General features: G+C 71.1%; 12 protein-coding genes. 4 read left to right on the top strand and 8 right to left on the bottom strand.

All coding sequences use genetic code 11. The features are described from left to right. Positions 1–55: 55 nt before the first annotated feature. A complete protein-coding gene (locus HNR51_RS05815) occupies positions 56–1240 on the top strand; it encodes an MFS transporter (protein WP_182554278.1) in 1185 nt (394 codons plus the stop codon). Positions 1241–1247: 7 nt separating this feature from the next. Here HNR51_RS05815 and cobD read toward each other — a convergent pair whose 3' ends face one another. After that, positions 1248–2273 carry a threonine-phosphate decarboxylase CobD gene (cobD, locus tag HNR51_RS05810; protein WP_373325202.1) on the bottom strand — a complete coding sequence of 342 codons (1026 nt, stop codon included), beginning with the start codon at positions 2271–2273 and terminating at the stop codon, positions 1248–1250. 17 nt (positions 2274–2290) lie between these two features. On the opposite strand from cobD, the gene cbiB reads away from it, so the two are divergent. Then, positions 2291–3292: an adenosylcobinamide-phosphate synthase CbiB gene (cbiB, locus tag HNR51_RS05805; protein ID WP_182554276.1), complete on the top strand. Its 1002-nt coding sequence runs from the start codon at positions 2291–2293 to the stop codon at positions 3290–3292. 20 nt (positions 3293–3312) lie between these two features. Here the strand turns inward: cbiB and HNR51_RS05800 are convergent, their stop codons facing one another. After that, the gene (locus HNR51_RS05800; RefSeq protein WP_182554275.1) at positions 3313–4779 is read right to left on the bottom strand and encodes a cobyric acid synthase; all 1467 of its coding nucleotides are present in this window, start codon (positions 4777–4779) and stop codon (positions 3313–3315) included. A 68-nt stretch (positions 4780–4847) separates the two neighbouring features. Further along, on the bottom strand, positions 4848–5663 hold the full coding sequence (locus HNR51_RS05795) for a cobalt-precorrin-6A reductase (RefSeq protein WP_182554274.1): 816 nt from the start codon (positions 5661–5663) through the stop codon (positions 4848–4850). Between the two features lie 56 nt (positions 5664–5719). Here HNR51_RS05795 and HNR51_RS05790 point away from each other — a divergent pair, with 56 nt between their 5' ends. Then, complete coding sequence (locus HNR51_RS05790; RefSeq protein WP_182554273.1) at positions 5720–6997, top strand: DNA polymerase IV; 1278 nt, start codon at positions 5720–5722, stop codon at positions 6995–6997. A gap of 21 nt (positions 6998–7018) precedes the next feature. Here HNR51_RS05790 and HNR51_RS05785 read toward each other — a convergent pair whose 3' ends face one another. Further along, positions 7019–7900: a cell envelope integrity EipB family protein gene (locus tag HNR51_RS05785; RefSeq protein WP_182554272.1), complete on the bottom strand. Its 882-nt coding sequence runs from the start codon at positions 7898–7900 to the stop codon at positions 7019–7021. A 513-nt stretch (positions 7901–8413) separates the two neighbouring features. Between HNR51_RS05785 and HNR51_RS05780 the strand changes: the two genes are divergently transcribed. After that, entirely contained in the window at positions 8414–8953 is a 540-nt protein-coding gene (locus tag HNR51_RS05780) for a GcrA family cell cycle regulator (RefSeq protein WP_012456948.1), read from the top strand. Positions 8954–9168: 215 nt separating this feature from the next. On the opposite strand, the gene phoB is transcribed toward HNR51_RS05780, so the two are convergent. The 4 genes from phoB to pstA form a co-directional block, all read right to left on the bottom strand. After that, positions 9169–9873 carry a phosphate regulon transcriptional regulator PhoB gene (phoB, locus tag HNR51_RS05775; RefSeq protein WP_012456947.1) on the bottom strand — a complete coding sequence of 235 codons (705 nt, stop codon included), beginning with the start codon at positions 9871–9873 and terminating at the stop codon, positions 9169–9171. Positions 9874–9964: 91 nt separating this feature from the next. Continuing rightward, positions 9965–10678: a phosphate signaling complex protein PhoU gene (gene phoU, locus HNR51_RS05770; RefSeq protein WP_012456946.1), complete on the bottom strand. Its 714-nt coding sequence runs from the start codon at positions 10676–10678 to the stop codon at positions 9965–9967. 126 nt (positions 10679–10804) lie between these two features. Beyond that, positions 10805–11620 (bottom strand): phosphate ABC transporter ATP-binding protein PstB, encoded by an 816-nt coding sequence (gene pstB / locus HNR51_RS05765; protein ID WP_012456945.1) that lies wholly within the window; start codon positions 11618–11620, stop codon positions 10805–10807. Positions 11621–11660: 40 nt separating this feature from the next. After that, complete coding sequence (pstA, locus tag HNR51_RS05760; RefSeq protein WP_182554271.1) at positions 11661–12554, bottom strand: phosphate ABC transporter permease PstA; 894 nt, start codon at positions 12552–12554, stop codon at positions 11661–11663. Positions 12555–12572: the final 18 nt, after the last annotated feature.

The raw sequence follows: 12572 nt of genomic DNA, 5'->3' as shown, positions 1-12572 counted from the left end.
TTCCGCCCCTCAGCGCCCCGCCGTGCCGATCCTGCGAGCCCCGGGCTACGCGGGCATGAGCGGCGATATCAGCGGCCACCGCGCCCTTGCCCCGGCGACGCGCATCGGGCTCACGCTGATCGCAGGTGGGGCGGTCGCGAACATCTACTACAACCAGCCGCTGCTCGCGGTCTTGGTCGCAGAGTTCGGCGAGCGGGCGGCGCTGCTGGTACCGACGGCCAGCCTCGTCGGCTACGGCCTCGGCATCCTGTTCCTCGTGCCCCTGGGCGATGCCCTGCCGCGGCGCGACCTGATCGTCTGGCAGTTGCTCGGGCTCGCCGTCGCCCTGGTGGCCGCGGCGCTCAGCCCCAACCTGACCGTGCTTGCCGCCGCAAGCCTCGTCATCGGCGTGCTCGCCTGCGCCGCGCAGCAGGCGGTGCCCTTCGCCGCCGAACTCGCGCCCGATGCGAGCCGGGGGCGGATCGTCGGCGGCGTGATGACCGGATTGCTGTCCGGCATCCTGCTCGCCCGCACCGCCAGCGGGTTCGTCGGTGCGCAATATGGCTGGCGCGCGGTGTTCTTCGCCGCCGCAGGCCTCGCCCTCGCCATGGCCGGGGTGGCCTGGCGCACCCTGCCGCGCAGCGCGCCGAAGCAGCGCCTGCGCTATCGCGCCCTGATGCTCTCGCTGCTGCATCTGGTGCGCAGTCAGCCCATCTTACGCAATGCCAGCCTGTCGCAGGCGCTGCTGTTCGCGAGCTTCAACGCGTTCTGGGCGACCCTGGCGCTCCTCGTCGAGGCTCCGCCCTTCGACCTCACTGCGGCGGGGGCGGGGCTGTTCGGCGTCATCGGGGTCGCGGGCGCCCTGATCGCCCCGTATTCCGGCCGCTACAGCGACCGGCGCGGCGCCCGCCCGGTGGTGATCCTCGGAAGCGTCCTGGTCGCGGCGGCCTTCGCGGTGCTGGCGCTCGCCGGGCAGGTCTCGCTCATCGCCATCGCCGTCGGCGTCCTGCTCCTCGATATCGGCATCAACGGCGCGCTGATCGCCAACCAGACCCGCGCCTACGCCCTCGCGCCCGGCGCCCGCGGGCGGATCAACACCGTGCTGTTCACCGCCATCTTCATCGGCGGGGCGGCGGGCGCCTTCCTCGGCTCGCGGGCCTTCCTCCTCGCGGGCTGGCCCGGCGTCTGTGCCGTCGGCGGCGTCTTCGCGCTGGCCGCGCTCGCAGTGTCCTGGCTCGGCGGCAGGGCCAGGCCGGCCTGACCGCAGCCTACCGCAGCACCCGCGAGAGACGGCACCACGCCGCCTTGTCGGGCGGCAGGCCGAAGCGCAGCCGCTCCGGCGCCCCGGGGAAGCGCCGCACATAGATCCCGGCCTCGCCAAGCGCCCGGTAGAGACCCGGTGCGTCGGGGAAATCCGCCGTGCGGAACAGGGCCGTGCCGCCGACGACCCGTCCCCCGGCCCGGGCGATCATGCGGTCGAGGCGCGCCGCATCCTGCCCCCGCGCGGCGGCAGCCTCGCGGCGCCATTCCGCGTCGGGCAGCGCGGCGCAGCCCGCGGCGATGGCCGGACCCGAGACCGCCCACGGGCCGAGCGCGGATTCGAGGCGACGCGCCAGCGCCGGCTCGGCGAGCGCGAAACCGAGCCGCAGCCCCGCGAGACCGTAGGTCTTGCCGAAGGAGCGCAGGATCACGAAGGCAGGTCCCGGTGTCGCGGCCTCCACGGGCTCCAGATCGGCGAAGGCTTGATCGAGGACGACGAGGCCGCCGCCGGCGGCGCGCGCCAGCGCGGCGGGCGAGAACACGCGCCCGTCGGGATTGTTGGGGCTCACCGCGACCAGAACCTCGGCGCCCTCGGCCTCGGCCGGATCGGCCACCATCCGCACCGCGTGGCCGGAGCGGGTCCAGGCGGCGGCGTGCTCGGCATAGGTCGGACCGACCACCGCGACGCGGGAGCGCGGCAGGAGCCGCGGCAGGGTTTCGATCAGGATCTGGGTGCCGGGCGCGGCGGCGACATGGTCCGGTCCCGGCGCGCCGTAGGCCGCAGCCGCCGCAGCCTTGAGCCGGGCGAGGTCGCCGGGGGAGGGCAGGCGGTGCAAGGCACTGGCTATGAGCGGCGGCAGCGGATAGGGCACCGGGTTGATGCCGGTCGAGAGGTCGATCCACGGCTCGGGCGCGCCCGGAAACAGCCGGCGGGCCGCGTCGAGATCGCCTCCATGCACGATGGTGTCATGGGTGATCCCGCCATCGGCCATCGCGCCCTCCGAACCGTCCGCCCGCACCCCGCGCCCTTCCATCCCGACCCTGACCGACGATGCCCTGGATCGCCCTGACCCATCCGCCCGACGCTCTCGGCATCCTGGCGCTCGCCCTGCTGATCGAGGCCGTGGCGGGCTATCCGGACGGCCTGTACAGGGCGCTCGGTCACCCTGTCACCTGGATCGGCCGGTTGATCGCCGCACTGGAACGGCGTCTGAACCGGGGCAGCGGCACCGCGCGCCGGCTCGGCGGGATCCTGGGGCTGGGGCTGCTGCTTGCCGTGACCGCCGCTCTTTCCCTCGGCCTGACCGCGCTCGCCGCGCTCGCCGGCCACGGGGCCGGTCTGGTGCTCCTGGCGCTGCTCGCCGCGAGCCTGCCGGCGCAGCGCAGCCTGTTCGTCCATGTTCGGCGCGTCTCCGCCGCCCTGCGGACGGAGGGAGTGAGCGGCGGCCGGGCGGCGGTCTCGATGATCGTCGGCCGCAATCCGGAGAGCCTGGACGAGGCGGCCGTTTGCCGGGCGGCGATCGAGAGCTTGGCCGAAAACTTCTCCGACGGCATCGTCGCCCCCGCCTTCTGGATCGGTGCCGGCGGGCTCACCGGCGGGGCGCTCTACAAGGCGATCAACACCGCCGACAGCATGGTCGGCCACCGCACCCCGCGCTACGAGGCCTATGGCTGGGCCTCGGCCCGGCTCGACGACCTCGTCAACCTGCCGGCCTCGCGGCTCACCGCCGGGCTGCTGATCGTGTCGGCGGCGCTCAGCCGGGACGTCTCGGCCACCGGCGCGTGGCGGGCGATCCGGCGCGATGCCGGCCGCCACCGCTCGCCCAATGCCGGCTGGCCCGAGGCGGCGATGGCGGGTGCGCTGGGCCTGCGCCTCGCGGGCCCGCGCATCTACGGTGAGACTCGCGTCGAGGACGCCTGGATGGGCGATGGGCGGGCCGAGGCCACACCCGACGACATCGTGCGGGCGCTCAAGCTCTATCGCACGGCCTGCGCGCTTCTGTTCACCCTGAGCGCCTCCGGCGCCGGGCTCTGGCTCACCTTCGGCCGTTGAAACGCTTTTCGCGCGCGACTTCAGAGAGGCCGGCAGAGGCGGAGCAGCCCGTCGCAATCCAGATGCGCTTCGAGGTGGTCGGCGAATCGGTCGAGCACCGCCTCGATCCCGGCCTCGTAGTTGGTCAGCCCCGGCGCCGCGCCGAGCCGGGCGAGCCAGGCCGCGCGCTGTCGGTCGTTCGCGAACAGGCCGTGGACATAGGTGCCGGCCACGAGCCCGTCAGCCGAGACCGCTCCGTCAGCCCGGCCATCGGCGAAGCGCAGGAAGGGGCGGGCAGCGTCCGGGCCGGTCGTGTCGCCGACATGCATCTCGTAGCCGGAGAAGGGCTCGTCATCGGCCAGCGTCGTGCCGGTGACGGCGACGAGGCGTTTCTCGGCCGTCATCACCGTCTCGATATCGAGCAGGCCGAGGCCCGGGAGCGCGCGCGGCGCACCCTCGATCCCCTGCGGATCGGCGATGGCGCGCCCGAGCATCTGATAGCCGCCGCACAGGCCGAGCACCCGCCGGCCGCGGCGCAGATGCGCGCGGATGTCGATGTCCCAGCCCTGCGCCCGCAGGAAATCGAGGTCGTCGATCGTGGTCTTCGAACCCGGAAGGACGATCAGGTCGGCCTCGGCCGGGATCGGCTCGCCGGGGGGGACGAAGGCGACGGCGACGCCGGGCTCCTGCCGCAGCGGGTCGAGGTCGTCGAAATTGGCGATGTGGGGGAAGCGCAGGACCGCGATCAACGGCACCGATCCGTCGCGGCCAGCGCCGGCTACGTCGAGCGCCACCGCATCCTCCGGCGGCAGGCGACCGGCCTCGGGGAAGAACGGCACGAGGCCGAACGGCGTCCAGCCAGTCCGCTCGGCGATCAGGGCCATGCCGTCGGCGAACAGGGTCGGGTCGCCGCGGAAGCGGTTGACGATGAAGCCGCGGATCATCGCCGCGTCGGCGGGCTCCAGCACGGCCTGCGTGCCGACGAGGCTGGCGATGACGCCGCCGCGGTCGATGTCGCCGACGATCACCACGGGCGTGTTCGTCGCGCGGGCAAACCCCATATTGGCGATGTCGCCCTTGCGCAGGTTCACCTCGGCCGGCGAGCCGGCGCCCTCCACGAGCACGAGGTCGGAGTCCGCGCGCAGGCGCTCGAAACTATCGAGGACGGATTCCATCAGGCGCGGCTTCCAGGCCTGATAATCCCGCGCCCGGGCCGTGCCGATCATCCGCCCTTGCACCACCACCTGCGCGCCGATCTCGCTCTGGGGCTTGAGCAGCACCGGGTTCATGTGGACGGAGGGCGCGACCCGCGCGGCGCGAGCCTGGAGGGCCTGGGCGCGCCCGATCTCGCCGCCATCGGCGGTGACGGCAGCGTTGTTCGACATGTTCTGCGGCTTGAACGGACGCACCCTCAGCCCGCGCCGGGTGAAGGCGCGGGCAAGCCCCGCCACCAGCAGCGACTTGCCGACATCGGACCCGGTCCCCTGGATCATCAGGGCGCGGGTCATCGGCAGGGTGTCCTTCCAAGCGGCATGACCCTGCCATGGCACCGGGGAGGGCGGGCGTCGAGCCCGATTCACCGAGGACGGGTCAGGCGAGCCTTCAGCCAGAGCAGCGCGCCGGCGGCATCCGGAACCGCGGGCACGTCCGGCAGGGCAGGGCGGGCGACGATCACCACCGGAAGCCCGAGCCGACGCGCCGCCTCGATCTTCGGGTAGGTCGCCGCGCCGCCCGAATTTTTTGTGACCAAGACCTCGATCCCGGCCTCGCGCATGAAGCGGGTCTCGTCCTCCAGAGTGAAGGGGCCGCGGGCACTGACGGTGACGAGGTTCGGCACCGGCAAGGCATCGCCGACCGGCTCGATCGTGCGCACGACATAGGCGTGCTGCGGGGCGCTTGCGAAGGCGGAGACTTCCTGCCGGCCGATGGTGAGGAACACCCGCCGCGGCGCGAACCCAAGCGCCGTGACGCAGGCCGCGACGGTCGGCACCTCGCGCCAATCGTCACGGGGTTGCCGCGCCCAGGCCGGGCGGCGCACCGCCAGAAGCGGCACGGCGCCAAGTCGGCAGGCTTCGGCAGCGTTGGCCGAGATCCGCGCAGCAAAGGGATGGGTTGCGTCGATCACCGCGGCGATGCCGTTCTCGGCAAGCCACTGCGCCAGTCCCCCGGCGCCGCCGAACCCGCCGATGCGGGTCGCGACCGGCTCGGGCCGCGGTGCGGTGGTGCGGCCGGCGAGCGACAAGGTCGCCGCGATCTCCGGCTCGGCCGCCAGGCGGGCAACCAGCGCGCTGGCCTCGGTGGTTCCGCCGAGCACGAGGACCGGCATCGGATCCGTCGCGGCATTCGGCTTGGGATGGCGCGCGCGTGAGCCCTGGCCGACGGTTCCAGACATTCGTACAACCTGACTTGCCCGGACAAGCCCGGCACCGGCCGGGCGAGGTTTTCGACGTGAGACCCTTCTGCCGCGATTGCCTGACGATGCAAGCCGAGGGCGCCCTGCGGTGCCGCGGATGCGGCTCGCCGCGCCTGCTCGCGCATCCGGCCCGGGACGCCCTCAGCATCGCCCATGTCGATTGCGACGCCTTCTACGCGGCGATCGAGAAGCGCGACGACCCCTCGCTCCGCGACAAGCCGCTGATCATCGGCGGCGGCAAGCGCGGCGTCGTCTCCACCGCCTGCTACCTCGCCCGGATCTCCGGCGTGCGCTCGGCCATGCCGATGTTCGAGGCGCTGAAGCGCTGCCCCGACGCCACGGTGCTGCGGCCCGACATGGAGAAGTATGCCCGCGTCGGCCGCGAGGTGCGAGAGATGATGCTGGCACTGACTCCGCTGGTCGAACCCGTCTCCATCGACGAGGCGTTCCTCGATCTCTCCGGTACCGAGCGCGTGCATGGGGCGAGTCCGGCGCTCACGCTCGCCCGCTTCGCTGCGCGGGTCGAGACGGAGGTCGGCATCACCGTCTCGGTGGGGCTTTCCGCCAACAAGTTCCTGGCCAAGATCGCCTCCGACCTCGACAAGCCCCGCGGCTTCTCGATCATCGCGGGCGACGAGGCGGCCGCGTTCCTTGCTGACCGGCCCGTCGGCATCCTGCCCGGCATCGGCGAGAGCGCCCGCAACCGCCTCGCCGCCCTCAACATCCACCGCGTCGGCGATCTGTCGCGCGCCGATCCGGTGCGGCTGCAAGCCTCCCTCGGCCGGGACGCCCTGCGCCTCATCGATCTTGCCGCGGGCCGCGACCGGCGGCCGGTCCGCCCGAGCCGGGAGGCCAAGAGCGTCTCGGCCGAGACCACCTTCGCCACCGATCTCGTCCGGTTCGAGGATCTGCGGCCGATCCTGTGGCGGCTGTGCGAGAAGGTCTCGTCACGGCTGAAGCGGGCCGAACTGGCGGCCGGCAGCGTCACGCTGAAGCTGAAGGATGCGAAGTTCCGTCTGCGCACCCGGACCCGCGGCGGCCTCAAACCCACCCAGCTCGCCGACCGGCTCTTCCACGAGGGCGAGCCGATGCTGCGGGCCGCCTGCGACGGCACCGCCTTCCGGCTGATCGGCATCGGCGGCGGCGATCTCTGCGGCGCGATCCATGCGGATCGCGGCGACCTCGCGGATCAGGGCATCGAGCGCGTCGCCGCTCGAGAGGCCGCGCTCGACCGGCTGCGGGAGAAATTCGGCAGCGGCGCGATCCAGCGTGGCCTCGTCTTCACCGGGGAGCCGGAGCGGCGGCGCCCCTGACCCCGCGATCGATGGCCGAGGTCACTTCTTGCAATCGGCCAAGGCCTTCGGGTCCCCCTTCGGATCGACCTTGGCGAGATCCAGCCGGCTCATGTTGCCGTCGATGGCGAAGTCGCCGTAGTTGAGGTGCAGGCGGCCGCTGACGCCATCCTCGTAGAGATCGAAGGTGAGGGTGTAGATCGGCGTGCGCTCGCCCTCGCCGGGGGTGAAATAGCTCAAGGTCACGGGCCAGCGCCGCATGGCGGCGTGGTCGCCCTCGCGCAGCGGCTTGTCGCGCTCGGTGTCGGCGGCGGGCGCCGCGCTCGGGCGGCCGATGACGGCCAGCGTGTCGTAGACCTTGCGCCCGTCGTCCGAGCCGTCGAACACCTTGGCCGATACCGTGGTCTCGCCGGCCTTGGCCGCTTCGATCAAGCGGATCATGTGGTGGATCGGGAACAGCACTTCCCCGTCCGCCTGAAACTGATCCCGCTTGGGCTCCTTGAGCTTGACCTTGAGCGCGCCGGCCGCGGCCTCCGCCGTCCCGTCCACGGCCGGGGAGGGCGCGTTGTTGAGGATGGTCGTGGTGCGGAAACGAAAGCTCTTGCCGTCGCCGTTCTCGAAGGTGCTGCTGCGCAGGTCCGAGGTCCGATCCCCGGACTCGCCGGAATCGAGCATCGTCACCTGCCGCGTCTGCATGGTGTAGCCGCGGCAGGCATCGCCCGAGAAATCGATGACGATGCGCCCGCGCACGCCCTCGACGGCCCGCGTGCCCTCGGAGCGGGCCAGCGACAGGTCGTAGACCGCGCGGTGGCCGGCGAGGCGGGTCGCGGCCTCGGTCGGGACCGGTGCGGCGGGCCCCGCGGCCCCGGCGCTGCCGGGCAGCGCGGCGAGAAGGAACAGGGCCGGCGCGAGGCGCAGTCGCATGCGATCTCCCAAAGATCCGCTCGAGAAGCGTTGTCCACAGGCGATGGGCCGGCGGATGCCGCCCGTCACATAGTCATCCCCGTGGCCCGGACAATCTTTTTCGAGGGCGTCCGGGCCACCCCAGCCGCCGCTTCTGTGATCTGACGTCCTGCCGGAAGTAGGCGCGCCGTCCCTCCGCGTTCGCCCTCGGCTTTCGAGAAAGAGCAATTTTACGCAACGCCTTAACGGATCACGACCCACTCGGCCCCGCCCTCATCGAGCCGCGACGGTGCGAGCGTTCGGCGAGACCGATTGTCGGTGGAAACCAGCGCGTGAAACACGCTGACCCTTGCTCCGCGGTCGAGCTGTCCTGTAGTCTCCACAGCGTCGCCGAAAGGATCTTTGGCGTCTGTTAACCGACATGTGCGGGGCCGGATTGCGGGCCCCGGCGATGCCTGTCGTCGCCATGCGCGGCGGCCGCGCCGTGCTGTCGGCTGGTCTCGCGTTCAAGGACGTTTCGACGTGGAGGGGGCAATGACGGAAGCGGTCCCGAGCTGGACGGATGAGCGCGTCGAGCTGCTTCGTCGCCTGTGGGACGACGGCCTCAGCGCCAGCCAGATCGCCCTTCAGATCGGTGGCGTTTCGCGTAACGCGGTGATCGGCAAGGTGCATCGCCTCGGGCTCGCCGGACGCGTCAAGCCGATCGGACCGGCAGCTCAAGGGCGTCGCAAGGACGGGGCGATCGTCGAGATCGAGATGGAGACGGCGATCGTCGAGGAGCCGACCTTGCCGGAACCGCCCGCGATCGTGGCGCACCGTCCCGCACCGGACTTCCCGCTGCCGCCGACGCCCGCCCCGGAACCGGTGGCGCTCGCCGTCTCCGAGCGGGTCACCATCATGGACCTGCGGGACTCCATGTGCCGCTGGCCCATGGGCGATCCGACCTCGCCGGAATTCCGCTTCTGCGGTGCCCGCGCGATCACGGGTCTGCCCTACTGCACCCAGCACGCGCAGGTCGCCTACCAGCCGGCCGCCGAGCGCAAGCGCGACCGCCGCGTCGCCGGCTTTCGCTGATTCTTTGGAACAGTGGCGCGGTGACTCCGGTCGCCGCCAGCCTGAATCACACCCGCACGTTCGGACGTCATCCCGGCGCGCGCTGTGACGGGTCGGGCCGATCCGCGCTGCCCTCGAAGGGCGATGCCGTTCGACGGCGCGACACCCGTCCGTCGCGCGCCCGGCATTCCGCCGATCGCGTCGGGTCAGAGGGCGCCGGCAGCGCCAAGTGTCAGTTACTCCGCGCCTGCGAACATTTCGTCGAACGAGTAGCCGGAGCCGCGCACCGTGCGGATCGGGTCGCTCTGGCGCGGGCGGTTGATCGCCTTGCGAAGGCGGCCGACATGGACGTCGACGGTGCGCTCGTCGATGTAGACGTCGTGCCCCCACACGCCGTCGAGGAGCTGCTCGCGCGAGAAGACGCGGCCGGGGCTCTGCATCAGATATTCGAGCAGCTTGAATTCCGTCGGTCCGAGATGGATCTCGCGGCCCTGGCGGCGGATGCGGTGGCTGACGCGGTCGAGTTCGATATCGCCGGCCACCAGCAGGTCGGCGACATGGGCGGGCTTGGCCCGGCGCAGGAGCGCCCGGACCCGGGCCAGCAGCTCCGGCACCGAGAACGGCTTGACCACGTAATCGTCGGCCCCCGTCGAGAGGCCGCGCACCCGGTCGGCCTCCTCGCCGCGGGCGGTCAGCATGATGACGGGCAGCCGCTCGGTCTCGCGCCGCGCCCGGATGCGGCGGCATAGCTCGATGCCCGAGAGCCCCGGCACCATCCAGTCGAGCAGCACGAGATCGGGCGTCGTCTCATGCAGGCGCAGGTCCGCCTCCTCGCCGCGGATCGCCACGTCGACCAGGAAGCCCTCCGCTTCGAGGTTGTAGCGCAGAAGCGTCGTCAGCGATTCCTCGTCCTCGACGATCAGGATGCGCGCACTCGTCATCACCCGTCTTTCCATCCCATGCGCCCGGCCGGATCCGTCGGAGGGCAGGCCGGAGACGCCTCTTCAACGCCTCGCGTCCCGACCTTCGACGTCAGGCGCCCGGCGTCACCGTCGCGTAGTTCGACGCATCGTTCTTCGGCCGCTCGCCGGTCGGCGTCTCGCCGGTGACGAGGTACTCGATCGTCTCGGCGACATTGGTGGTGTGATCGCCGATGCGTTCCACGTTCTTGGCGCAGAACAACAGATGCGTACAGAACGAGATGTTGCGCGGATCCTCCATCATGTAGGTCAGGAGTTCGCGGAACAGTGAATTGTAGAGCGCGTCGATCGCGCTGTCGCGCTCCCACACCTCGCGGGCGGCGGTGATGTCGCGGCTGGCATAGGCGTCGAGCACGTCCTTGAGCTGTTCCTGCACGAGGTCGCTCATGTGCTGGACGCCGAGCACGATCTTCTGCGGCTGCGCCTGATCGCTGATCGCCACGACCCGCTTGGCGATGTTCTTGGCCAGATCGCCGATCCGCTCCAGATCGCCCGAGACGCGGATGCCGGAGATCGTCTCGCGCAGGTCGATGGCGAGCGGCTGGCGCCGGGCGATGAGAAGGACGGAGCGCTCCTCGATCTCCCGCTGCAGCAGGTCGAGGCGCTTGTCGGCCACGATCACCGCCTGGGCGAGCGTGGTGTCACGGCGCACGAGGGCGTCGGTGGCATCCGTCATCATCTTCTCGGCCACGCCGCCCATCTCGGCGATCGAGCGGCGCAGGTTCTCGAGGTCGGTGTCGTAGGAGGAGACGATGTGCTGGGCCATGTCGCGGATTTCCCGATCAGGCGGTCGGACATGGGCGCCCTCGGGCTGACGGGGTTGCCGGCTCAGCGGGAGGGCGCCTCGAAACGAAGGCGCGGGGTGGCCCGCGGCTGCCGCGGGCCACCAATCTTAGCCGAAGCGGCCGGTGATGTAGTCCTGGGTCTGCCGCTTGGCCGGGTTCATGAAGATCTTCGTCGTCGCGTCGAACTCGATCAGTTCGCCGAGATACATGAACGCGGTGAATTGCGAGATGCGCGCGGCCTGCTGCATGTTGTGGGTCACGATGACGATCGTGAAGTCGGCGCGCAGCTGCTCGATCAGCTCCTCGATCCGGCCGGTGGAGATCGGGTCGAGGGCCGAGGTCGGCTCGTCGAACAGGATCACCTCCGGGCGCTGGGCCACCGTCCGGGCGATGCACAGGCGCTGCTGCTGGCCGCCCGAGAGGCCGGTGCCGGACTGCTTGAGCTTGTCCTTCACCTCGTCCCACAGGGCGGCCTTGCGCAGGGATTCCTCCACCCGCACGTCGAGTTCGGCCTTCGGCAGCTTCTCGTAGAGGCGCAGGCCGAAGGCGACGTTGTCGTAGATCGACATCGGGAAGGGCGTCGGCTTCTGGAACACCATGCCGACCCGCGAGCGCAGCTCGTTCAGATCGATCCGCGGATCGAGGATGTTGCGTCCGTCGAGCAGGATCTCTCCCTCGGCGCGCTGCTCCGGATAGAGGCTGTAGATGCGGTTGAAGGTGCGCAGCAGCGTCGACTTCCCGCAGCCCGACGGCCCGATCAGCGCCGTGACCTGCCGGTCGCGGAAATCGAGGTTGATGTCCTTCAGGCCGTGGAAGCTGCCGTAATAGAAGTTGAGGTCCTTGCAGGCGATGCGCACCGGCGCCTTGACGTCGGCCGGGCTGCGGCCTTCGAACTGGCTGCGGATCGCGGGGGAGGCGCTCATCGGATGTTCTCGCAGGTAGGAGGTCTGTCCGGGGGCGGCCTCAGCGCGCCCGCTGGTCCTTGATGACGAGGCGGGCCACCACCGACAGAGCGAGGATGGTGACGGTAATGAGCAGGGCGCCGGCCCAGGCGAGGCTCTGCCAGTTCGGGTAGGGCGAGAGCGCGAACTGGTAGATCATCACCGGCAGGTTCGGCACGCCGCCGAGCAGGTTGGCGTTGAACCAGCTGTTGTTGTTCAGCGCGGTGAACAGCAGCGGGGCGGTCTCGCCGGCGATGCGCGCGAGCGCCAGGATGATGCCGGTGACGACGCCCGCGCTCGCCGCCCGCCACGTGATCGCGCGGATGACGAGGGAACGGGGGGCGCCCAGCGCCGCCCCGGCCTCGCGCATCGGGCCGGGGACGAGGCGCAGCATATCCTCGGTGGTGCGCACGATCACGGGGGTGGCGATGATGGCCAGCGCCACCGCGCCGGCCCAGCCGGAATAGGTGCCCATCGGCCGGACCATCAGCGTGTAGACGAACAGGCCGATCAGGATCGAGGGCGCGGAGAGCAGCACGTCGTTGAGGAAGCGGATCACGTCCGCGATCTTCGAGGTGCGGCCGTACTCGGCGAGGAAGGTGCCGGCCATCAGCCCGATCGGCGTGGCGATCACGATGCCGATGAAGGTCATCAAGAGGCTGCCGAGGATGGCGTTGGCGATGCCGCCGCCCTCGGAGCCCGGCCCCGGGGTCGGGGCCGTGAACAGGGCAGGGGTGAAGCCCTTCACGCCCTCGACGATCAGCATCAGCAGGATCGAGCCGAGCACGACGATGCCGAGAAGCGTCGCCAGGGTGCTGGCCAGGATCAGGACCCGGTCGGCGATCCGGCGGCCAGGGCGCACGCGGCTTGCGGCGAGAGGCGGAGCGGTCGTCGCGAGAGGGTTTGTGGCGTCCATGGCTCGATCTTTCCGAGG

It is taken from the genome of Methylorubrum thiocyanatum (genome assembly GCA_014138645.1).
GTDB lineage: Bacteria > Pseudomonadota > Alphaproteobacteria > Rhizobiales > Beijerinckiaceae > Methylobacterium > Methylobacterium thiocyanatum.
Note: the sequence above shows the minus strand (reverse complement) of the source record. Positions and strands in the feature narration are given on the sequence as shown.

Excerpts from the sequence above, each read along its gene's own strand:
- HNR51_RS05785 (WP_182554272.1), bottom strand. The coding sequence starts at position 7,900 with ATGCGACTGCGCCTCGCGCCGGCCCTGTTCCTTCTCGCCGCGCTGCCC.
- HNR51_RS05815 (WP_182554278.1), top strand. The coding sequence starts at position 56 with ATGAGCGGCGATATCAGCGGCCACCGCGCCCTTGCCCCGGCGACGCGC.
- pstB (WP_012456945.1), bottom strand. The coding sequence starts at position 11,620 with ATGAGCGCCTCCCCCGCGATCCGCAGCCAGTTCGAAGGCCGCAGCCCG.
- pstA (WP_182554271.1), bottom strand. The coding sequence starts at position 12,554 with ATGGACGCCACAAACCCTCTCGCGACGACCGCTCCGCCTCTCGCCGCA.
- HNR51_RS05795 (WP_182554274.1), bottom strand. The coding sequence starts at position 5,663 with ATGTCTGGAACCGTCGGCCAGGGCTCACGCGCGCGCCATCCCAAGCCG.
- phoB (WP_012456947.1), bottom strand. The coding sequence starts at position 9,873 with ATGACGAGTGCGCGCATCCTGATCGTCGAGGACGAGGAATCGCTGACG.
- cobD (WP_373325202.1), bottom strand. The coding sequence starts at position 2,273 with ATGGAAGGGCGCGGGGTGCGGGCGGACGGTTCGGAGGGCGCGATGGCC.
- HNR51_RS05780 (WP_012456948.1), top strand. The coding sequence starts at position 8,414 with ATGACGGAAGCGGTCCCGAGCTGGACGGATGAGCGCGTCGAGCTGCTT.
- phoU (WP_012456946.1), bottom strand. The coding sequence starts at position 10,678 with ATGGCCCAGCACATCGTCTCCTCCTACGACACCGACCTCGAGAACCTG.
- HNR51_RS05800 (WP_182554275.1), bottom strand. The coding sequence starts at position 4,779 with ATGACCCGCGCCCTGATGATCCAGGGGACCGGGTCCGATGTCGGCAAG.
- cbiB (WP_182554276.1), top strand. The coding sequence starts at position 2,291 with ATGCCCTGGATCGCCCTGACCCATCCGCCCGACGCTCTCGGCATCCTG.